The organism is Neorhizobium sp. T6_25 (assembly GCF_002968555.1).
GTDB lineage: Bacteria > Pseudomonadota > Alphaproteobacteria > Rhizobiales > Rhizobiaceae > Neorhizobium.
Window position 1 is genome coordinate 58,085 of sequence record NZ_PVBL01000020.1, and the last position, 20,023, is coordinate 78,107.

Annotated in this window: 20 protein-coding genes, 2 pseudogenes and 1 other annotated feature; of the genes and pseudogenes, 8 read left to right on the forward strand and 14 right to left on the reverse strand. The window is 59.4% G+C overall.

Translation table 11 applies throughout. The annotated features are described in order from the left end of the window. The first annotated feature begins 9 nt into the window (after positions 1 to 9). The 6 genes and pseudogenes from C5L10_RS23045 to C5L10_RS23070 form a co-directional block, all read left to right on the forward strand. Complete coding sequence (locus C5L10_RS23045) at positions 10 to 1,392, forward strand: cache domain-containing protein (protein ID WP_105431570.1); 1,383 nt, start codon at positions 10 to 12, stop codon at positions 1,390 to 1,392. Further along, positions 1,392 to 2,057 carry a response regulator transcription factor gene (locus C5L10_RS23050; RefSeq protein WP_105431571.1) on the forward strand — a complete coding sequence of 222 codons (666 nt, stop codon included), beginning with the start codon at positions 1,392 to 1,394 and terminating at the stop codon, positions 2,055 to 2,057. The genes C5L10_RS23045 and C5L10_RS23050 overlap by 1 nt, the downstream gene beginning before the upstream one ends. A 99-nt stretch (positions 2,058 to 2,156) precedes the next feature. After that, positions 2,157 to 2,705 (forward strand): TRAP transporter small permease subunit, encoded by a 549-nt coding sequence (locus tag C5L10_RS23055; protein ID WP_105431572.1) that lies wholly within the window; start codon positions 2,157 to 2,159, stop codon positions 2,703 to 2,705. Positions 2,706 to 2,720: 15 nt separating this feature from the next. Continuing rightward, positions 2,721 to 4,346, forward strand: a complete 1,626-nt coding sequence (locus C5L10_RS23060) for a TRAP transporter large permease subunit (RefSeq protein ID WP_105431573.1) — start codon at positions 2,721 to 2,723, stop codon at positions 4,344 to 4,346. A gap of 78 nt (positions 4,347 to 4,424) precedes the next feature. After that, positions 4,425 to 5,540 carry a TRAP transporter substrate-binding protein gene (locus C5L10_RS23065; RefSeq protein WP_105431574.1) on the forward strand — a complete coding sequence of 372 codons (1,116 nt, stop codon included), beginning with the start codon at positions 4,425 to 4,427 and terminating at the stop codon, positions 5,538 to 5,540. 286 nt (positions 5,541 to 5,826) lie between these two features. Continuing rightward, a pseudogene (locus C5L10_RS23070) lies at positions 5,827 to 6,132 on the forward strand (Na+/H+ antiporter NhaA); the annotation flags it as partial. A 173-nt stretch (positions 6,133 to 6,305) separates the two neighbouring features. Here the strand turns inward: C5L10_RS23070 and C5L10_RS23075 are convergent. The 8 genes and pseudogenes from C5L10_RS23075 to C5L10_RS23110 form a co-directional block, all read right to left on the reverse strand. Further along, positions 6,306 to 7,562: a glycosyltransferase gene (locus C5L10_RS23075; RefSeq protein ID WP_105431576.1), complete on the reverse strand. Its 1,257-nt coding sequence runs from the start codon at positions 7,560 to 7,562 to the stop codon at positions 6,306 to 6,308. A gap of 638 nt (positions 7,563 to 8,200) precedes the next feature. Next, positions 8,201 to 9,688, reverse strand: a complete 1,488-nt coding sequence (locus C5L10_RS23080; protein WP_105431577.1) for a SulP family inorganic anion transporter — start codon at positions 9,686 to 9,688, stop codon at positions 8,201 to 8,203. A gap of 76 nt (positions 9,689 to 9,764) precedes the next feature. Further along, positions 9,765 to 9,820, reverse strand: a sequence feature (sul1 is cis-regulatory element that is thought to sense ions involved in sulfur or methionine metabolism; They are found in Alphaproteobacteria). Between the two features lie 420 nt (positions 9,821 to 10,240). Continuing rightward, on the reverse strand, positions 10,241 to 10,711 hold the full coding sequence (locus C5L10_RS23085) for a cupin domain-containing protein (RefSeq protein WP_105431578.1): 471 nt from the start codon (positions 10,709 to 10,711) through the stop codon (positions 10,241 to 10,243). A gap of 29 nt (positions 10,712 to 10,740) precedes the next feature. Next, positions 10,741 to 11,536: pseudogene (locus C5L10_RS23090) on the reverse strand (carboxymuconolactone decarboxylase family protein). Positions 11,537 to 11,729: 193 nt separating this feature from the next. Continuing rightward, a complete protein-coding gene (locus tag C5L10_RS23095) occupies positions 11,730 to 12,476 on the reverse strand; it encodes an SDR family oxidoreductase (RefSeq protein WP_105431579.1) in 747 nt (248 codons plus the stop codon). 85 nt (positions 12,477 to 12,561) lie between these two features. Continuing rightward, positions 12,562 to 13,635 (reverse strand): alpha/beta hydrolase, encoded by a 1,074-nt coding sequence (locus tag C5L10_RS23100; RefSeq protein ID WP_105431580.1) that lies wholly within the window; start codon positions 13,633 to 13,635, stop codon positions 12,562 to 12,564. A 28-nt stretch (positions 13,636 to 13,663) separates the two neighbouring features. Next, entirely contained in the window at positions 13,664 to 14,131 is a 468-nt protein-coding gene (locus tag C5L10_RS23105) for a cyclophilin-like fold protein (protein WP_105431581.1), read from the reverse strand. After that, positions 14,128 to 15,315, reverse strand: a complete 1,188-nt coding sequence (locus C5L10_RS23110) for an MFS transporter (RefSeq protein WP_105431582.1) — start codon at positions 15,313 to 15,315, stop codon at positions 14,128 to 14,130. Before C5L10_RS23110 ends, C5L10_RS23105 begins: the two co-directional genes overlap by 4 nt. A 128-nt stretch (positions 15,316 to 15,443) precedes the next feature. On the opposite strand from C5L10_RS23110, the gene C5L10_RS23115 reads away from it, so the two are divergent. Then, complete coding sequence (locus C5L10_RS23115; RefSeq protein ID WP_105431583.1) at positions 15,444 to 16,337, forward strand: LysR family transcriptional regulator; 894 nt, start codon at positions 15,444 to 15,446, stop codon at positions 16,335 to 16,337. Positions 16,338 to 16,409: 72 nt separating this feature from the next. Here C5L10_RS23115 and C5L10_RS23120 read toward each other — a convergent pair whose 3' ends face one another. From C5L10_RS23120 to C5L10_RS23135, 5 genes are all read right to left on the reverse strand, one after another. Next, complete coding sequence (locus tag C5L10_RS23120; protein WP_105431584.1) at positions 16,410 to 16,904, reverse strand: hypothetical protein; 495 nt, start codon at positions 16,902 to 16,904, stop codon at positions 16,410 to 16,412. Between the two features lie 125 nt (positions 16,905 to 17,029). Next, positions 17,030 to 17,587, reverse strand: coding sequence for a hypothetical protein (locus C5L10_RS23125; protein ID WP_105431585.1), 558 nt, complete (start codon positions 17,585 to 17,587; stop codon positions 17,030 to 17,032). A 226-nt stretch (positions 17,588 to 17,813) separates the two neighbouring features. Beyond that, complete coding sequence (locus C5L10_RS33770; protein ID WP_172717132.1) at positions 17,814 to 18,059, reverse strand: hypothetical protein; 246 nt, start codon at positions 18,057 to 18,059, stop codon at positions 17,814 to 17,816. Positions 18,060 to 18,172: 113 nt separating this feature from the next. After that, entirely contained in the window at positions 18,173 to 18,406 is a 234-nt protein-coding gene (locus C5L10_RS23130; RefSeq protein ID WP_105431586.1) for a hypothetical protein, read from the reverse strand. Between the two features lie 55 nt (positions 18,407 to 18,461). Continuing rightward, positions 18,462 to 18,698: a hypothetical protein gene (locus C5L10_RS23135; protein WP_105431587.1), complete on the reverse strand. Its 237-nt coding sequence runs from the start codon at positions 18,696 to 18,698 to the stop codon at positions 18,462 to 18,464. Between the two features lie 592 nt (positions 18,699 to 19,290). Between C5L10_RS23135 and C5L10_RS23145 the strand changes: the two genes are divergently transcribed. Further along, a complete protein-coding gene (locus tag C5L10_RS23145) occupies positions 19,291 to 19,533 on the forward strand; it encodes a DUF982 domain-containing protein (protein ID WP_105431629.1) in 243 nt (80 codons plus the stop codon). Here the strand turns inward: C5L10_RS23145 and C5L10_RS33775 are convergent. After that, a complete protein-coding gene (locus C5L10_RS33775; RefSeq protein ID WP_172717133.1) occupies positions 19,489 to 19,908 on the reverse strand; it encodes a hypothetical protein in 420 nt (139 codons plus the stop codon). The genes C5L10_RS23145 and C5L10_RS33775 overlap by 45 nt on opposite strands. Positions 19,909 to 20,023 lie beyond the last annotated feature (115 nt).

The window sequence follows — 20,023 nt, forward strand, 5'->3', positions numbered from 1 at the left end:
GAGCCCACCTTGCACCTGCGTCATCAAATCGTGGCTTTGGCAATCATACCACTCATCGTCGCGATCCTGACCGTCACTACGTTTATCACCTGGCAATCCACAAGGCTCGCCCAGAGCAGTATCGACACGTTCCAGCGCAACATGCTGAAGGCGAAGGAGACCGAGCTCCTTAACCTCACGAATCTGGCGATTTCTGCAATTCAGCAGATTTATGCAGATGCGGGAGAGCAAGACGAGGCTGCAAAGGAGAGAGTGAGGTCAATCCTGACCGCGCTGGATTATGGTACTGACGGCTATTTCTTCGTCTATGATTATGACGGCAACAATGTTGTCCATCCGCGCCAGACCTTCCGTCCAGGGCACAATTGGCTCGATCTTACCGATCCTGACGGAGACAAGGTGATCGCCAATCTCATTGCCAAGGCAAAGGAAGGCGGTGGATTGCATCAGTACAAGTGGGAAAAACCGTCCAGCGGCGAGATGGCCGATAAGCTCTCTTTCGCTGTCGGTCTCGAGAAGTGGAAATGGATGGTCGGAACCGGTGTATACCTTGATGATGTTTACGCGCAGACCGCTGCCGCGAACACCGATACCAGGCGGAACATCCGGGAGACATTCACGATTGTCGCTCTGATTGCCGTACCGGCCGTTCTCCTGGTTTTTGCCACCTGCCTATGGATCACCCTTCATGAGCGCCGGCTCGCCGATCACAAGCTCACCGCCCTGACCCAGCGTGTCATCGATGCTCAGGAAGAAGAGCGGGCAAGGCTTGCGCGGGAGCTGCATGACGGCATTTCGCAGAGCCTTGTCGGCGTTCGATATGCAATCGACCTCGCCAGCCGAAAAGCGAAAGGTAACGCAGACGATGCGTCTGCCGCGATTGATCGCGGAGCCGAGGCTTTGACCCAGGCGATCAAGGAGGTAAGACGTCTTTCGCATGAGTTGCGACCAAGGGTGCTGGACGATTTGGGGCTAACGCCGGCGCTGAAATCTCTGGCGCAGAATTTCGCCGAGAGAACCGGTATCGAAATTGATGTACAGGCGGACGGGCCTGACAGGTTGAAGGCTGAAGCAAATACGGCTCTGTACAGAATTGCACAAGAAGCTTTGACCAATATAGAAAGACACGCAGGCGCCACGAGGGTGAGTGTTCGGCTTTGGCGGGAACGCCAACGGGTGCGGATGACCATTTCCGACAATGGCGGCGGTTTCGACGGGAGTTCCGCTGGCGCTCAGCTGAAGAGTGGCGGCTTGGGCTTGAGGAATATGCAGGAACGCATGTCCCACTTTGGAGGCATACTCCTGGTCAAATCCTCGGCGGATGGGACAACTTTGACCGCTATGCTTCCGAAATCGGCCAATCGGCCGGAAGATAGGCAGGTGGCGGCGTGATGGTCCCGGATCGGATCAAGGTCCTTCTCGTGGATAACCACCCGCTCGTACTCGAGGGGCTAAAGGCGCTGCTCGAAACTTACGGCCACATCGAAGTGGTGGGAACGGCCATTCAGGCCAGCACGGGCTTGGACGAGGCGAGGCGGACCTTGCCGCACGTCGTCCTGATGGATATCAACATGCCGCAATTGAACGGCATCGAGGCCATCGACCTATTCAAGACGGCGGTTCCCGAGACCCGTATCCTGATGCTCTCCATGCATGAAAACCGTGAATATATCTCCGCATCGGTCCTGAGGGGAGCCGCGGGATATATCCTGAAGGATGTTCCGACGGAGGAGATTGTCGCCGCGATCGAAGCCGTTGCTGCCGGTGGCAGATATTTCTCGTCAGGGGTTTCCGAAGCGCTTCTTTCACGCAAGGGTCCCGAGGGTTCCGACGGATTGACAGCGCGAGAGCGAGACGTGCTCATCAAGATCGCCGCCGGAAGCAGCAATCGGGACATTGCGGATGTGCTGGCCATTTCAGCCGCGACTGTTGAAACCCACCGCAAGAACATAAAGAAAAAGCTCGGGATCGCTACGACGGCCGGACTGATCCGATATGTGATGGAGAATGGCGTGTCATCGCCTGATGGTTCCTCGGCTCTACCCACTTCTGGGTAGCCCCGTTCATTTCACCTCACCCACGCTCTTGTTCGCTCCTCGCCGGCGACGTAGCACTCCTCGTAGTTCCCGCGAAACCGGGGCTTGGGAGGAAATTTCATGTCCAGCTTGCTGTCGCTGTCGCGTTTCATAGATGCGGCCAACACGATCATCGGTAAGGCGGTTTCGTGGCTCATACTAGTCGCCATCGTGATCAGTGCGGCGAACGCCACAACGCGAAAACTGTTCAATCTCAGCTCCAACGCATGGCTTGAGGCTCAGTGGTACCTGTTCTCGGCAGGGTTCCTGGTCGCGGCCGGCTACACGCTTCTCAACAACGAGCATGTCAAAGTCGACCTCGTCTACGGGCGTCTGTCGCGCAAATCACAATTGTGGATCGAGATCATCGGCACGCTGTTCTTCCTGTTCCCGTTCTGCCTCATCACGATCTACCTGTCATGGCCGCGGGTGACGTCAAAGTTCATCAGCGGCGAGATTTCCAACAATACCGGAGGGCTGCTCCTCTGGCCTGTATGGGCGATGATCCCGCTCGGATTCGGCCTGCTGGCTCTGCAGGGGCTCTCCGAACTCATCAAGCGGATCGCTATTCTTCGCGGCGACATACCGGACGCAATCGCGCTGGCTGACGCTGAAGCACATACCCTCTAAGGCCGAGGCCCTCAAATGTTTGCATTTTTTGCAGAAAACCTCGCGCCGATCATGTTTCTTTCACTGATCGTCGTGCTGCTGATGGGCTACCCCGTCGCCTTCGCATTGGCCTTTGTCGGCTTCGTTTTCGGCTTCATCGGCATCGAGATGGGACTTCTGCCCGTCAATCTGTTCGGTGCCATCCCCGACCGCATCTTCGGCCAGATGTCGAACGAGACGCTGCTAGCGATTCCGTTCTTCACCTTCATGGGTCTGATCCTGGAGCGAAGCGGCATGGCCGAGGAGTTGCTGGACACCATCGGTCAGCTGTTCGGACCCGTGAGGGGTGGGCTCGCTTTTGCGGTGATCTTCGTCGGCGCGATCCTTGCCGCGACGACAGGGGTCGTGGCCGCCTCGGTCATTTCCATGGGCCTGATCTCACTGCCGATCATGATGCGCTACGGCTACGACCGGCGAGTCGCGGCCGGTACCATCGCGGCTTCCGGAACCCTGGCCCAGATCATCCCGCCAAGCCTGGTCCTGATCATCCTGGCGGATCAGCTTGGCCGGTCAGTCGGCGATATGTACAAGGGTGCGCTTGTTCCGGGCCTGCTATTGGTGGCGGCCTATGCCGGCTACATCATCCTGATGTCGTTCATCCGGCCGCTGAGTGTCCCGGCTTTGCCGATCGAAGCGCGCTCGCTGCGTGGTTGGAAGTTGCTGCAGAAGGTGATCGTCTCCCTGGTTCCGCCGCTTGTGCTGATCTTCCTGGTGCTCGGCACGATCTTCATCGGTCTCGCGACCCCAACCGAAGGCGGCGCCATGGGCGCAGTGGGCTCCCTGGCGCTTGCGGTTATCAATCGCCGTCTCAATTTGGCGATGGTCAAATCCGCACTTTATGCGACGGTGAAGCTATCGTCGTTTGTAATCTTCATTCTGCTCGGGGCTCGCGTCTTCTCGCTGACCTTCTATGGTGTTGACGGCCACATCTGGGTCGAGCACTTGATGACATCGGTGCCAGGTGGTGAGATCGGCTTTCTGATCGTCGCCAATCTCCTGGTCTTCTTCCTGGCGTTTTTCCTCGACTACTTCGAGCTGGCCTTCATTATCATACCTTTGTTGGCGCCAGTGGCCGACAGCCTCGGCATCGATCTGATCTGGTTCGGGGTCATGCTGGCCATCAATATGCAGACTTCGTTCATGCATCCGCCATTCGGGTTTTCCCTCTTCTACCTTCGCTCGGTTGCGCCCAGCCGCGCCTACAAAGACCGGGTAACGGGAGCTACGATCCAGCCCGTAACGTCCGGCCAGATCTACATGGGAGCGCTGCCCTATCTCGCAATCCAGCTGGTGATGGTCATTGTCGTGATCGTCTTCCCAGGCCTGGTGACGCACTACCAATCCGGCGCGGTGGCAGTCGATCCGAATAGCATCCAGATTAACGTACCGATGCCTGGCGAGGGCGGGCTCAGCCCCTTTGGAGCGCCGACCCAGCCATTCGGGGCGCCGGACCCATCAAGCGGAGGTGCAGCCCCGCCAAGCTTTGGCTCGCCGCCACCAACCTTTGGAGTTCCGGCACCGGGTGCAGAGCCTGCACCGCCAAGCTTCGGATCACCTACGCCCAGCTTTGGCGCTCCACCCGCGAGCGGAACCAATCCCTGACGACGACCCAATTAACGTCGGCATCTATGCCCCTGGCCTTAGGTTTGGCCAGGGAACCAACAACCGAGGAGGACTGACATGCCAAATGACGTAAGCCGCCGTGGCTTCTTGACCAAGGGTGCGATCGCCGGAGCTGCCACGGCAGCCGGCGCGACGCTCGCAGCGCCTGCCATTGCACAGGAAATGCCATCGATCCGTTGGCGCCTGACGTCCGGTTTCCCAAACAACCTCGACACCATTTATGGCGGCGCCGTCGTCATGTCCGAGGCGCTTTCGAAGATCACCAATGGGAAGTTTCAGATTCAGGTATTCCAGGCCGGCGAAATCGTGCCCGGGGCACAAGCGATCGATGCCGTCAAAGAAAACACCGTCGAACTCGCCCACACCTGCGGCTACTACTTCACGGGGAAAGACCCGACGTTTGCGATCGGCTCGACCATTCCCTTCGGACTGAACGGCCGACAGCAGAATGCCTGGCTTTACCACGGCGGCGGCAACCAATCTTACAACGAATTTCTTTCGAATTACGGCGTAGTCGGTATTCCGGGCGGCGCAACGGGCGCTCAGATGGGCGGTTGGTTCCGCAAGGAGATCAAGAGCGTCGGTGACCTCAAGGGCATCAAGATGCGGATCGCCGGTGTCGCCGGCGAAGTCATGTCTCGCCTCGGCGTCGTCCCGCAGCAGCTTCCAGGCGGGGACATTTATCCAGCTCTCGAGCGCGGCACCATCGACGCGGCCGAATGGATTGGCCCCTATGACGACGAGAAGCTCGGATTCCACCAAATTGCCAAGAACTACTACTATCCTGCGTACTGGGAAGGCGGCTTGACGATCCACTTCTTCATCAACCAAGGTCAGTATTCCGCCCTTCCGGACTCTTACAAGGCAGCGCTCGACACGGCGTGCAAGGCCGCCAATGTCAATATGCAGGCGCTCTACGACGTCAAAAATACCGCCGCGATCCGCTCTCTTGTGGGCAAGGGCGTCCAGCTGCGGCCGCTGCCACGCGACGTCATGGATGCAGCTTATAAGGCCTCCTTTGAACTCTATGCCGAATATGCGCAGAAACACCCGGCATGGGCAAAGATCTACCCTGGCTGGAAGAAATTCCGTGACGAGAGCTTCGAGTGGTTCCGCGTCGCCGAATATAGCTATGACAGCTACATGTACGCAGCTCAGGCAGCAGGCAAATGACTGAAGGGCGCCAACCTAGCCGAGTTCGGTAACGCCGCGACAAGCGCTTGCGTTTACATGCGGCCGGGCTCTCGCAATACCGGGGCCGCCAGTCCAACCTGGGGCCGTGTCGATTAGACGCGGCCTTTCCGGATCAATGAGGTCGTCTTGAATGACGCGAATTGCGTTACGCAGCGTTGGCAGCAGACTTATGATCATATAGAACCGACCGCTTTGGCGTGGGCTGCGTGCGCCAGGTTCATCCCAAATTGTGGAGACTTGGACAACTTGAGCAGATGGCGTAGCTATGTCTTCAAATAAAAATCAGACGATCATCACAACAGGACGAATAAACTCCACCCTTCGCAAATTCCTCCACAGTGAAGCCTCAGGGGGATTGCATTTGATGGCGGTTGCGGCCGTGGGCCTCGCCGCGGCGAACTCCCCGTTGGCACCGCTCTACTTTTCGGTGATTAAGAGCTACATCGGTCCGTTCAGCGTCCAGCACTGGGTCAACGACGCCCTAATGGCGGTATTTTTCCTGATGGTGGGGCTGGAAATCAAGCGCGAGATGCTCGATGGCCAACTCTCAAGTTGGCCGCGCCGAATTCTCTCATCGGTCCGGCCGGTAATTTTGCCACTGTGTCCGACCCGGCGCTTGCGCTGCTCTCGCTGCTGATGATCATGGGGCGCCTGGAAGTTATGACGGTTCTAGTTCTCGTCGCTCCGGCATTCTGGCGACATTGAGACCAAGTTCCCTTCTGCAGTTTTCCACGCGCCAGGCTATCAGGGCAAGGATCTGCTCAGGTCCCGGCCTAGACGCTCGAGCAAACGAACGGCCGTCGCGGTTCCGGTCTCTTGCGCAACCAAGCTCGCCAGCGTTGTCGCTCGTTCCCGCATCTTCGGATCATCCATGGCGCCGATCGCCCCAGCGATCCGATCGGCGCTCAAATGCTTTCTTGAGAGTTTTGCCGGAGCCACCCCCATGTTCCGCATTCGCAGAGCCCAAAAGGGCTGGTCACCCATGAATGGGCAAATAGCTGCCGGGATACCCGCCCGTGCGCATGCCATGGTCGTCCCAGCGCCGCCATGATGGAGCGCCATCGCGGTGAGAGGCAGTACCCGATCATGAGGAAATTCATCCAAATGCATAATAGTCGATGTTGGAAGAGACGCCGAGAGGGCGCCCCCGCCGGTTGCAAGCAATCCTCGGCGACCGGCCAGAGCCAGTCCGTTAACAACCATCTCCGTGAGTTGTTCTGGGTCCAGCCCGGGCATGCTGCCGAAGCCCACATATACAGGGGCCTCACCACCCGCAATAAAAGCTTCCAATGTACTTGGCATTTCCCACTCGGGGTTATCCAGGAACCAGGCCCCGGTAAGGTGGACGTCAGGCGGCCAATCGGATGGCGCGGGAACGATATGTCTGCTGAACGCGTAGAGCGTCATCGACGGGAGCGGTCGCCGTGCTGGCCGGCCAGGTAGCTTCAGGCAGCTCTCTCTCCAACGGGCGATAGTTCCGGCGAAGAGAAGATCAGCGCCATTTACCACGAGGCTATGGCTCAGCCGGTTGAGCGGTCCCAGGGTTCTCACAGGAAAGACCGGACTGGGAAAAGCAGAGGTCGGTGTCGAGATCGGCAAAGGTGAGCCGAGAATGGCACTACATCCCAATCGTTCTGCGATGTGAAGCGACGCAAGTGACTTGGGGTGATAGACGATCAGGTCGGGCGCAAAATCGCGCGCGGCTTCCCATTCATGTCTTAACAAATCCTCCATAAGAGGCCTTACGTGCTTGAGTAATTTGAACCCGGCAAGAAAGCCGCCGCCCTCGGCGATGGCCTTCTTGCCCTCGCGCGTCTCGATCAGGTTCAACATCTCCGGCGGGAGGCAGTGAAAGGGAACGGATCTGGCGACAGCAAGTGGAGCATATGGTGCTGGCCCCGCGAGCTGGACCTCGTGGCCCGCGGCCAGGAGCGCAACCGAGAGCGCCACAAAGGGCTGAACGTCTCCTCTCGTGCCATACGTATGGATTGCGATCCGCATCACGCTCGTCCTTCATTTCCAATAGGCCCCGAGGTTTTGAAGCCCTCTGAGATAATGCACCAGGGGATGATGACAAAGAAGCCGGTTCGGGATAGCAGAGGGTTCGCAACGTCTGACGGCAACGTGGTTGTCCATTGGCAGTGATGCTCAGAGCGGCCTCCGCTGTGCAGCAGTGGCGCGATTTCTTGAGATTCGGACGGAGGTGACCGTGTCGGTGCATCGTTTGGAATGTGGCTCCGGTCGCTCCTCCGCCGGCCAAACCCGCAGTGATGTAACGATAACCGTCTTTGGGCAAAGAATGAATCAAACTCGCTCCGTCGAAGCCAAAATCCACAAATTGGAGTAGATTGGGAGCCAGCTGAGTTCATCGTACCCAGCGATGAAGAGATCGACCTGATGATACTGATCTCGGAGATCGCCACCGAGGCAAGAGCCCGAAAGATTCAGGCTCGATCCGATCCATCAATTCCCGGGACTAAATCAGCTAGCCTACCTGACCGCTACACTCACCGACATCGTGAACGGCCACCTGTAGAGCCGTATCGCCGAGCTTTTGCCTTGGGATCATTCGATCTTCCAGACCAAGAGGCAACAGTAGCGGGGCAGATGGCTGCGCACGAGAGGACGCAGCCACGTTGTCAGTGCAGTGAGGCACTTGCCGCAAGCCGCTCATCCTTGTCGTGCAGTGCGAAGCGGTCAATCATGTCAGCACTCGCCTCGTTGAAGCCGAGGACCTCGACCTCGTCGCCCGCCTGACGGAACTTCAATACGATCTTGTCCAACGCGCCAATTGCGGTGATGTCCCAGAGATGGGCCTTCGTCAGATCGATGATGATCCGCCTTCCCTTATCAGTGAAGTCGAACGCATGGATGAACGCTTCCGCTGACGCAAAAAAGACCTGACCCTCGACTGCATAGGTGACACGGTTTTGTTCAGCATCCTCCAGGCGCGCGACCCTGAACAGACGGGCCACCTTGCCAGCAAAAAAGATGCCCGACAGCAGGACGCCAACGATCACGCCTTTTGCCAGATCATGCGTTGCGACGACGGTGATGACCGTCGCCAGCATGACGACGGAGGATGGAAGCGGATGGTGTCTCAGGTCGAGGATCGACCGCCAGGAGAAAGTGCCAATGGAAACCATGATCATGACCGCAACAAGCGCGGCCATCGGGATGATCCGGACGAGGTCGTTGAGGACGACGATCAGGAATAGCAGGAAAGCACCCGCGACGAACGTCGAGAGCCGTCCTCGACCACCCGATGTCACGTTGATGACCGACTGTCCGATCATGGCGCATCCGCCCATGCCGCCGATCAGCGCCGAGGCGATGTTCCCCGCGCCCTGACCAACGCATTCCTGGCTCTTGTTGCTGGGCGTATCAGTCATGTCGTCGACGATCTGCGCGGTAAGCAGCGATTCCAGCAGGCCGACGGCAGCGAGCGTCACCGAGTATGGGAAGATGATCTGTAGCGTCTCCCAGGTCAACGGAACCTGCGGAAGCATCAGGAATGGGATCGAAGACGGAAGTTCGCCCAGGTCGCCGACGGTGCGCAGGTCCATGCCGAACCACCACGCCATGGCCGTGAGGATCGCGATGGCCACGAGCGGCGATGGGATAGCCTTGGTCACGTGTGGAAAGAGGTAGATGATGGCGAGGCCGCCCGCGATCATCACGTAGGTGAGCGTCGGGACCCCGACAAGCTCGGGCAACTGGGCCATGAAGATCAGGATCGCAAGTGCGTTGACGAAGCCCGTAATGACCGAGCGGGAGACGAAGCGCATCACCCGGCCGAGCCTCAGCCATCCCGCGACGATCTGGATGATACCCATCAGGATGGTGGCGGCGAACAGATACTGAAGACCGTGCTCCTTGACCAACGAGATCATGACAACGGCGGTCGCCGCCGTGGCGGCAGAGATCATACCCGGCCGACCGCCCACAAAGGCAGCCACGCAGGCGATGGCGAAGGAAGCGTAAAGGCCGACCTTGGGATCGACGCCCGCGATCACGGAGAATCCGATGGCTTCCGGGATGAGCGCGAGGGCGACGACGATGCCCGAGAGCACGTCGCCACGGATGTTGGAGAACCACTCCTGACGGTAGTTTGAAAGAGTTCGCATGGGAGATTTTTTCACAGTTGAGGCAACGGCCCGAGCAAATCTCGGTCCTCGAAAAATGAAATAGGTTGCGTTGCTGTGTTGTCTGGCGGATCGGCGGCCAGAAGAGCCACCCGGAGTCTCACCGGGTCCTTGTGGATGAAGCTAACTAGCTCACACTGTCAGCTTTTGCAAATATTTGTCGCTCGGAACGCTCCTCGTCGCAATCGGACGCGGCGGTCAAGGTGCCGATGTGAACACCGGTCACGGTTCACTCCGCTAAGTAAACGCCTGCGGACAAGTCGCAGAAGTTCCATAATATCTCTTACCTGACTTTACATAGCTGGCTATGCATTCGAGTTTTCGTTCTTGAGCGTCGCCAGATAATTTAGATTCGCATCACCCATTCTTGGACTGTGCAGCCCTAATGTTGGAAAAGCCTTCTGCGCGTCACGGAGCCCCCGAGCGCCAGACATCGGTTGCCGGAATTGGAACTATGCGGAGGGACTCCATGCGCTTGACTGGGGCGGCCTCGGTTAATGCCACCCCAGTGAGCAACGCTACGACTTCATCCAGCTAGTTCTGGTACTGTTCGTCTGAAACAAGCTCCATCCATTCAGCGTTCTTCCCGTCCTTGATGTAGGTGATGGCGTAGTGGCTCATGGCGTTCTGCGCAGTCGCCCCATGCCAGTGCTTCATACCTGCCGGGATCCAGACGGTCTCTCCCTGCCGTATTTCCTGACGCTCCTGCCCTTCCTGATGCACCCAGCCCTTGCCTGCCGTGACGATCAGCATCTGGCCAAGCGGGTGGCTGTGCCAGGCCGTCCGGGCGCCGGGTGCGAAGCTGACGAGCGCAGATGACGCGGGTGTCGACAAGGATGTGGGCAGAAGCATGTCGACTACGACACTGCCTGTGAAGTTCTTCGGGTCCGCGAGAACGGACGCTGCGCTTCCGGCCACACTGACGGTAATGCTTTCGGATCTTGCCGCAGGTGCGCCCGCCAGGGCCATGGTGGACAAGGTGGCGGCGATGAGAGCGTTCTTCATGTTATGGTTCCTTCTATTCAGCGATGGTTCTACTGCTGGCGCTTCTTGAGCACTTCGGCGACGACAGGCCCTGCCGAGAAGGCATTTGGCCATCCGGCGTAGAAGGCGATCTGGGTGACGACCTCGCCCGCCTGTTCCGGAGTGAGTCCGTTGTCGAGCGCTCTGTTGAGATGCCCTGCGAGCTGGGCCACCTGCCCGTTCGCCATCAGTGACGTGATGGTCACGAGACTACGATCACGGGGCGAGAGATCCGGTCGCAGCCAGACATCCTTGAACAGCGGATCAGTCGTGAAATTCGCCAGCCCAGGCGAGGCATCGCCCAGCAGGCCTTGGACCGCCTTTTTGACGTGCAGCCTCGCCCTCCTGGTTTAGCGGCATGAGAGCCGGAGAAGCGTCAGGCAACTGATCCGCGCCTATGTTCCGCTCGGCGAAGATGTTTTCGGTGACAGCCACCGCCGACATCGCGTTCGTCCAGCCCGCATAGAAGGCGAGATGAGTGATGATCTCGGAAAGCTCCTTCGGCGTGACGCCGTTGTCGAGCGCGAGGTTCATGTAGTGCGGAAGATCGGCGGTCTGGCTGCGGGCGACGAGGATGGCGACGGTGACGACGCTGCGGTCACGGATCGAAAGCTGCTGACGGGCCCAAAGGCCCTCAACGATGTCCTCCTTCTCGTAGCGTCCGAGAGCGGGGGAGACGCTCCGGATGTCGTCCGAGGACACGCTTGATGAATTGATCATTGTCGAACTCTGCTGGGAGAACGCGGGAGATGTTGCGATGGTCGCAAGAGCGAGGGTGGCGGCTGCCAGACGTTTCACGGTCGTCATCCTTCTTTGGTGTGCTTGCCATCCTGAGATAGGAACGCGCCAACGCAGGATTAGAATGTCGGTTCTGATAGGGGCTATCTGATCTGGACATCAAAGCCCGCGCAGGACCTCGAACAGAAAGACGGCCGAGGGGCTTTCCCATCGGCCGTCTGCGATTACGTCCGGAAACCGCCGCGAGCGGTCCCGGTGCTGGCTACAGTTCCTGCGCCGTCGGACGGAACAGGATCTCGTTCACGGCAACATCCTCTGGTTCGCTGATCGCGAAGGCGACCATCCTGGCGAAGGTGTCGGCAGGTACGCCGACCTCCCCTACGTAGTCCTGGTTCGCCTGCTGCACGTCCCTCTCGCTGATGTGGTCCAGCAGTTCCGTCTTGACGGCTCCGGGGGAGATGATCGTGGTGCGGATGTTGTAGGGAGCCATCTCCTGGCGGAGTCCTTCCGACAGCGCCCTGACTGCAAACTTAGTGGCGGAGTAAACGGCTGAGCCGCCGAAGAGCTTGTGGCCAGCCACGGATGACAGGTTGATGATGTGGCCCGACCTCTGCTCCTTCATATAAGGGAGCGCAGCGGCGATGCCATAGAGCACGCCTTTGACGTTCACGTCGATCATCTGGTCCCACTCGTCGACCTTCAGCCTCTCCATCGGCGATAGCGGCATGACCCCCGCGTTGTTGATGAGCACGTCGATCCGCCCGTAGGACTCGATCGCGGCGTTGACCAGCCTCCGCAGATCCTCCTGCCTCGTCACATCGGTCACCACGGCCGTGGCCTTGTGGCCTGCAGCGTTGAGTTCTGCGGCGAGAGCCTCGATGCGATCCGAGCGGCGTGCCCCCAGAACGACGTTGGCACCCTTTGCCGCGAGATACCTAGCGGCTGCGGCACCCATGCCGCTTGAGGCGCCTGTGATGACGATGGTCTTGCCAGAGATGTTGTCTGTCATTTCATGTCTCCTGATAACAAGCGAGGCGGCGACGTGACCCGAGGGTCACCTCGCCGCCTTTGATTGGGTTGGGGAAGTTGTCGGTTTAAGCGAGATGCTGGCCGAAGAACTCGGCCATCTTGTCGAACGGGATCTTTTCAACGCGGTCGTAGAGATCGACATGGCTTGCGTTCGGGATGATCATCAGCTCCTTTGGCTCCGCCGCGGCTGCGAAGGCAGTCTCCGCGAAGTAGCGTGAGTGGGCCTTCTCGCCGTGGATGAGCAGGACGGGGCGCGGCGAGATTTCTGCAATGTATGTCAGGATTGGCATGTTCATAAAGGAGATCGGCGTGGTCTGCGACCAGGCATTCTTAGAATTGACCGCCCCCCTGTGGTAGCCGCGCGCCTTCGCATAGTAGTCGTGGTAGTCAATCATGAACTGCGGGGAGTCTGCATTGACTTCGGCGTTGTACGCCGGCTGGTAGGCGGGGGCGCCCTTTTCGGCGTCGACCCAACGCTGACGGCTCAACTGCTCTAAGGTCTTGGTGCGCTGCTCCAGCGTGACCGCGTCATTGTAGCCCTTCGACATGACGCGGGTCATGTCGTACATGGTGCTGGCGACAACCGCCTTCACACGCTTGTCCGAAGCAACGGCGTTCAGCGCCATGCCGCCCCAGCCGCAGATCCCGATCACACCGATCCGTTCGCGATCGACTTCCGGACGCAGGCCGATGAAGTCCACCGCGGCACTGAAGTCTTCCGTATTGATGTCCGGCGACGCGATGTTGCGGGGTTCGCCGCCGCTCTCACCCGTGTAGGAGGGATCGAAGGCGAGTGTGATGAAGCCGCGCTCGGCCATGGTCTGTGCATAGAGCCCGGAAGACTGTTCCTTGACCGCTCCGAAGGGGCCGCTCAACACGATCGCCGGGTTGCCGCTGCTGGCACGGTTCTTCGGCATGTAGAGGTCGGCCGACAAGGTGATGCCGTAGCGGTTCTTGAAAGAAACCTTCTGGTGATCGACCTTGCCGCTCTTGGGGAACGTCTTGTCCCACTCCGTGGTCTGTGCAAGCGCGGGACTCGCCGCACCCGCCGGGATGAGGCTCATTGCCGCGACGGCGAGTCCGGTCGCCTTCATGAGGCCACGCCTGCTCGAATTGATGTCTGCGTTGCGACTGCTCATTTCAGTCTCCTTTGTTACTGTGATGGTTTCACTGGATGCGTTCGATGCGCAGCGGAAACTCCCCGCGCACGTGAAGCGCTTCATGGCCGTCGTCGAATCGACCGAGGCGGACGAGGTCCGTATGCTTGTAGTCGGCGTAGAACATCGCGAGATTTCCCCAGGGCATGTAGTAGCAGAGGTCGTATGGCCGCTCGTTTGAGAAGGGCCCGCTCCCATCGGTTGTCAGCTTCCGCGGCAGGTAGGCGATCTTCTCGTTCGATCCGTAGTCCTTGATCGTGAGGTTAAGCGGAAGCATTGAGGCGAAGTCGCGGGCCGACGGATTGTCGTAGAGCGTCGCCGTCATCTTTTGGTCGCTGAAGGTTAGCTTGATCTTCACGTCGGTCGGCTCCTGGTTGTTGGGATCAGTCTGGCTCAGGCTCTGCCCCGGCAGAGCGAGGGCGGCAGCCCCTAGTGCAAGCAGGGTGCGGCGCGTGATCAGATGCGGTTGAATGCTCATGATGCTCTCCGGGTCGTCTGCCAGGCGGCGATCGAAGCGAGGGACGAGGCAATTAGCAAGGCAACGGCGAAGGCGAATGTCGACCACCAACCGACGGTGTCGAAAAGCACTCCGCCAATGGATGCTCCCGCGGTGATGGCGAGCTGTATGACCGCGACCTGAAGTCCTCCTCCGGCCTCTGCGTCATCGGCAAGATAACGGCTGAGCCAGGTTCCCCACCCGACCGGTGCCGCCGTGCCGAAGAAGCCCCAGCCGACGAGCGCGGCAAGCACCGGTAGCTCACTGGCTCCGAAGACGATCAGGAACAGAGCGAGTCCCGCCATCACTAGGGGAATGGCCACCAGGATGCTGAACAGACGATGCCTCAGCAGTCGGCCGATCACCCAGGTGCCTACCGCTCCGGCCAGCCCCATCACCAGGAGAATGAGGGAGAGCATCTCGATGTCGAGGTGGGTAACCTGCTCCAGGAAAGGACGCAGATAGGTGAAGAGCGCGAACTGGCCCATGAACAGGAACAGAATGGCGCTCATCCCGGCGACGACCAGGGGACGTCGGAGCAACCTGAACACGTTCGGCGACGACTGGGCATCGCGCGGAGGCAGAGCGGGAAGGCTGATGAACTGCCAGACGATTGCCAGGATCGCGATTGGTACAATGAGGAAGAATGCGCCTCTCCAGCCGATGTAGGCTCCCAGAAGGCTGCCGAGCGGAGCTGAGATGGTCGCGGCGATCGCATTACCTGCGTTAAGCATCGCGAGGGCGGCTGGGACCTCGCCCGGTGTCACAAGGCGCATGACGATCGCCGTAGACATCGACCAGAACCCTCCGATCGAGATCCCAAGCATAGCACGTCCGATCATCAGGACGATGTATGTGGGCGCAAAGGTCACGATGATCCCGGAGACGGCGAGAAGAGCTGTCAGGCTTAGGACCACGAACTTTCGGTCAAGCCGACGAGTGGTGCTGGCGATGAACAGGCTTGTGATGACAGCGAACACGCCGGAGATCGAGATCGCCTGCCCCGTCTGTCCTTCCGTCACTCCAAGATCGGCCGCGATCGGCGTGAGAAGGCTGACGGGCATGAACTCGGAGGCGATCAGAACGAAGACGCACAGGGTCATGGAAAGCACCGCTCCCCATGCGGCCTTTTTGCCGCTAATGTCCTGATCGAAGGTTATGCTCATTTCGTGAATCCTTGAGCTGGCGTTTCACATCTTCAGGGGGAAATATATTGACTGAGGACTTTGCGGACAATCCGTGCTAATCCGCATGAAGTTATCGATGCTCGACATTAATAGAGACCGGGACGGCCATGCTACGGAACGACATGAAGGATCTGCTGTGGTTCATAGAAGTGGCGAAGGAGCAGAGCTTCACAAAGGCCGCGGCCACACTCGGCACCTCGCAGTCAACGCTCAGCCACACGATTAAGCAGTTGGAGACGCGTCTGGGAGTTCGCCTGCTCACCCGGACGACCCGTAGCGTCGCGACTACGGAGGCTGGAGAGCGCCTGTTGCAGTCGCTCGCTCCGAGGTTCGAGGGGATCGAGGCGGATCTCGCCGACCTTGTTGCCTTCCGGGAAAAACCCTCGGGCACCGTGCGCCTGACACTCTCGGACCACGCGCTTCAGATGACGGTCTGGCCGAAGCTCAGCCGCATCCTGTCCGAATATCCCGATCTCAAGGTGGAACTCTACAGCGACAACGGCATGCGCAACATCGTAGAGGAGCGTTTCGACGCGGGCGTCCGGCTCGGCGAGAGCGTCGACAAGGACATGATCGCTGTTCGGATAGGACCGGACTGGCGCCTCCTTGCCGTCGCTTCTCCAGACTATCTTTCAAGGCATGGCGTTCCAGCCACGCCCCAGGACCTTGTCAGCCATGTCTGCATCAACACGCGGCAGGCTACGTGGGGCGGCTTCTACGCATGGGAATTCGAGAAGGATGGACGGGAGCTGCGGGTCAGGGTCGATGGACAGCTCAGTTTCAACTCCTCGCTGTCCCAGGTCGACGCCGCGGTCAAGGGATACGGAATCGCGTACGTTCCGGAGGATATCGTTGAGGCACAACTTAGGTCGGGGGCACTGCAGGCCGTGCTTGAGGATTGGTGCGAGCCTTTTACGGGATACCACCTCTACTATCCGAGCCGACGCCAGATGTCGCCTGCAATGGCGTTGGTGGTCGACGCCCTCAGGCATCGGAACTGACTGCGTCAGATCCTTTTTCGAACCTTCCGTCACCGGGAAAGATGCGGCTTTCCGCAGTTCTCAAACTGGCGGTCAGGTATACGCCAGCAGACGTCCGGCGAAGATGATGCCCGTCCACGTTACGAGAGACACGGCGGCCCCAACGCGGGCAGCCACAGGGGTCACGGCGAGATCCTTCCAGAGGTCGACGCTGCGGTAGGTCCCACCATGGAACACAGCGACATTGATCCCCGCAAGGATCAGCAGACCGAACTTCCACGGTGCTGCGCCGGTGTTCGCAATCACGGTCGCCTGAGCACTGAGCAACGCGATCCCGGTAGCGGCGGTGACGGTCAGGCCGACGTGCGAGATAGGAAGCAGACAGCGCCCTGCCGTGGTCACCGAGACCAACCTTCGGCCGAAGCCCAAGACGCTGAAGTCGAAGGCGAACGCGGGACCTACAAGGAGAGCGATACCCAGGATGTGGACCGCCTCGAGGACCGGATAGACCAGGCTCGCATTCCGGACGATCCCGCCAAGCGGTGAGTTCTGCAACATCGCCAGAACGTAGTTCAGAAGATCTGCCATATTTTGATCAGGTCCATTCGCTCGATCGGCCGAAGCGTGCCACTACGGAAACCTGCAACGAGCACGATCCTTACCTCATCAGTCCGAACGTCCGGCTGGACTGGTCTCAGCGCGTATGCCTGATGTCACTTTGGAAGTGGCGCGCGCACCGGTAGAGTGTTGCCCAGCACCTGGTTCACAGGCACGCTGTCATCGCCGTACCAGAACACCACCGGGCGAAACAGACCATCGTCAGTCCGGTTGATGTATCCGACACCCTGGAACCGCTCTCCAACCTTCAGCGCACGGCCGAGACCCCATCTTCCCGACCACGCGGGTGGCGCGATGATGATCTCCAGCGTCTTGTGTGGTCCGGCGTAGGAGCGCGCGGCATTGACCCGGCTGCTGTCCTCCGGATCCTGTAGTTCCTCCGGAATTCTTAGATCCGGAGTGTCGGCGGGAAGATTGCTGTCGAGCGAGATCTCAAACTGCGAGTGCGGGTTACCCCAGACACCATCGGAAGAGACCGTTCCCGAAACATAGACAAGGCGGTCAGTTTGGAAGCCGGGCCAGCCGTGGTGCGCTGAGGCAGGGGATACTGGAGCCAGAGCCGCCCCGAGCGCGATCATGGCCGCTAGGCCCGACTTGCCTAGCCTTCGTAAGACCGGAGCAACCCTAGTCTTGCTCGCTGCAGTGCTCATCATTCCTATTCTCCCTTTTTCCATTCATCCGGATCGCGTATGCGACGTGTGATGGCAGGAGAATACCACCGTCGTGGGGGCCGGATTACCCAGGCTCGACCGCATGTGCTTATGGAATGACAACATAGATCCGGGGATTGACTACGGATCCCGAATCCTGAGCGCGGATGTTGTTCTACTGACTGTCGCCCGACATCCCCCGCGATACTTCGCGCCAGTTCGTCTTGGATCAGCTCGCTAAAACATGCTCATAAGTGACCGGCGCTAGCCAGCCGAATATTCCGCGTCGCTTCTTCTCTGGCGGCGACGCGGACGGCGAACTTTCCTCAGCGACCTCGCGGTATAGACTGCCGAAAGTTTTGGCGGTTTGCGCCGTCCCAGTAGTCGCCGCTGTTGACGGGGTGGACGCCTGGCCGACGAAGCGGCTGGCAGAGACTTCGCCCTGGACGCTGCCGGTGTGAAGGTTGTCGGTCATGACCGACTACCGGGCGGAGACGCCCTGGTAGTACTCGCCATCGGCGGCAAGAGCTGAGCCGGCGGTGTTCCTTTGAATGGATTGGCTTTTGCCGTTGATGATGAGGTTGATGTTCAGTTTTGGCGGTTCGCGCCGTCCCAGTAGTCGCCGCTGTTGACGGGGGCGGACGCCTGGCCGACCAGGCGGCTGGCAGAGACTTCGCCCTGGACGCTGCCGGTGTGGAGGTTGTCGGTCACGACCGACTGCCGGGCGGAGACGCCCTGGTAGTACTCGCCATCGGCAGCAAGAGCCGAGCCGGCGGTGACGAGGAAGGCGGAGGCGAGAAGGGTGCGGATGGTCGTGTTCATGTTCGTGTTCCTTTGTTGGATGGATGGCTTTTGCCGTTGATGATGAGGTTGATATTCAGTTTTGGCGGTTTGCGCTGTCCCAGTAGTCGCCGCTGTTGACGGGTGCGGACGCCTGGTCGACGAGGAGGCGCTGGGCGGAGACTTCGCCCTCGACGCTGCCGGTGTGTAGGTTGTCGGTCATGACCGACTGCCGGGCGGAGACGCCCTGGTAGTACTCGCCATCGGCGGCAAGAGCTGAGCCGGCGGTGAAGAGGAAGGCGGAGGCGAGAAGAGTACGGATGGTCGTGTTCATGTTCGTGTTCCTTTGATTGGATTGGTGACGTTTGCTGTTGATCTGCCGCGTGCTAGGCTCGGTAGGCAGAGGGCCGAGCGAGGTTGGTGACACTCGAGGTTGACGCTCGAGATCATTTGGTGGCTACTCAAAGTGAAGGGGGGCGAATGTTAAAGCGCGCCGCTCGGCGGGCTTAAGGTCTTTACGCCGCTGATATCAGTCGACGTGCTTCCATTATTTGGTATCGATCTTACCCTGAGGATTGGGTCTGCTCGTGAGGGCCGCAGATGCCTCCGACCACGCTGGATCACCGGGATAAAGTGCGGAGCGGAGATAGGCCCAACCTCTCGGGATCCTGGTCCTGGGACTCTGCGACGTCGTAGCCGGAAACGCCGCCAAGCGCATGTTTTGCTCCGAACATCGTCAGAAGGGTCCCGGCCAGTATATGCACAGGGAGTGGCCGATCATCAGCATCCGCATCATCAGCTCGAGGTCAACCGAGGAACGGCCGGTAGCGCTGTGGATCTCTGCCGCGTTTGGGACCAAAGCCCTAACCCCGGAACGAGCCCTGACCACTCGCGTTCCTCAAAGGTCGGAACCCATGGAGCACCTCATGGACCATGATCTCTGGGATGAGCCAGTTGAGGTCGTTATTGGCCCGGGCGATCACTTCAAGAGCATTCGCGGCAGCCGGGATGCCTTGGCATACTTGATGGCTTGCTGGCCACAAAAGGGAGGAGACTCCTTTGCCTTAGCCAAGCGAGCCTGCATGGAAGCTGCCGAAGGTCGAGGCGATCCGTCCACGGCTGCATCAGCTTTCAGAGTGGCCGCGAGCGACGCGGGCATTCTTCGCTGAGCGTCCGCAGGCCGTCGCCGCCTTCAGTGACGCCAGAACCTGCAGCGCGAACTTGACTATGACCTGGATGTCCTTTGCTGATCGCTGCGCAAGCTCGCGAACGTTCTGTGCAACGACAGTGGATCCCGTACCCACTTCCCCGGCTCGACCTGCGTCGCCAGCATCCTGCGCAACCACGTTGGCTGGATGGCGGTATGCAAATTCAGATAGTGCAGGCTGGAAATTCAGCGCCTTGAGAAGGTAACCGGTCGGCGGTTCGGCTCCCTTCAAGAGCTTGGATTCCTTCCATTTGTCAAAGCTGGTCGGCTTGGCGGTGTGATGGAAAGATGCACAGTTTTGTTTTCGCTTCGCTCCGGATACACCTTCGCTGAGCATCAGCTAAGCCAGTTCCGGTGCCAGTGAGCGAAGGTTCAGCAGTGCCTGCGTGACCTCGCCGCTCCTCCATGCCGCAATCTGTCAACTAATTTTGGTTTCAATCAGTCGCCATACG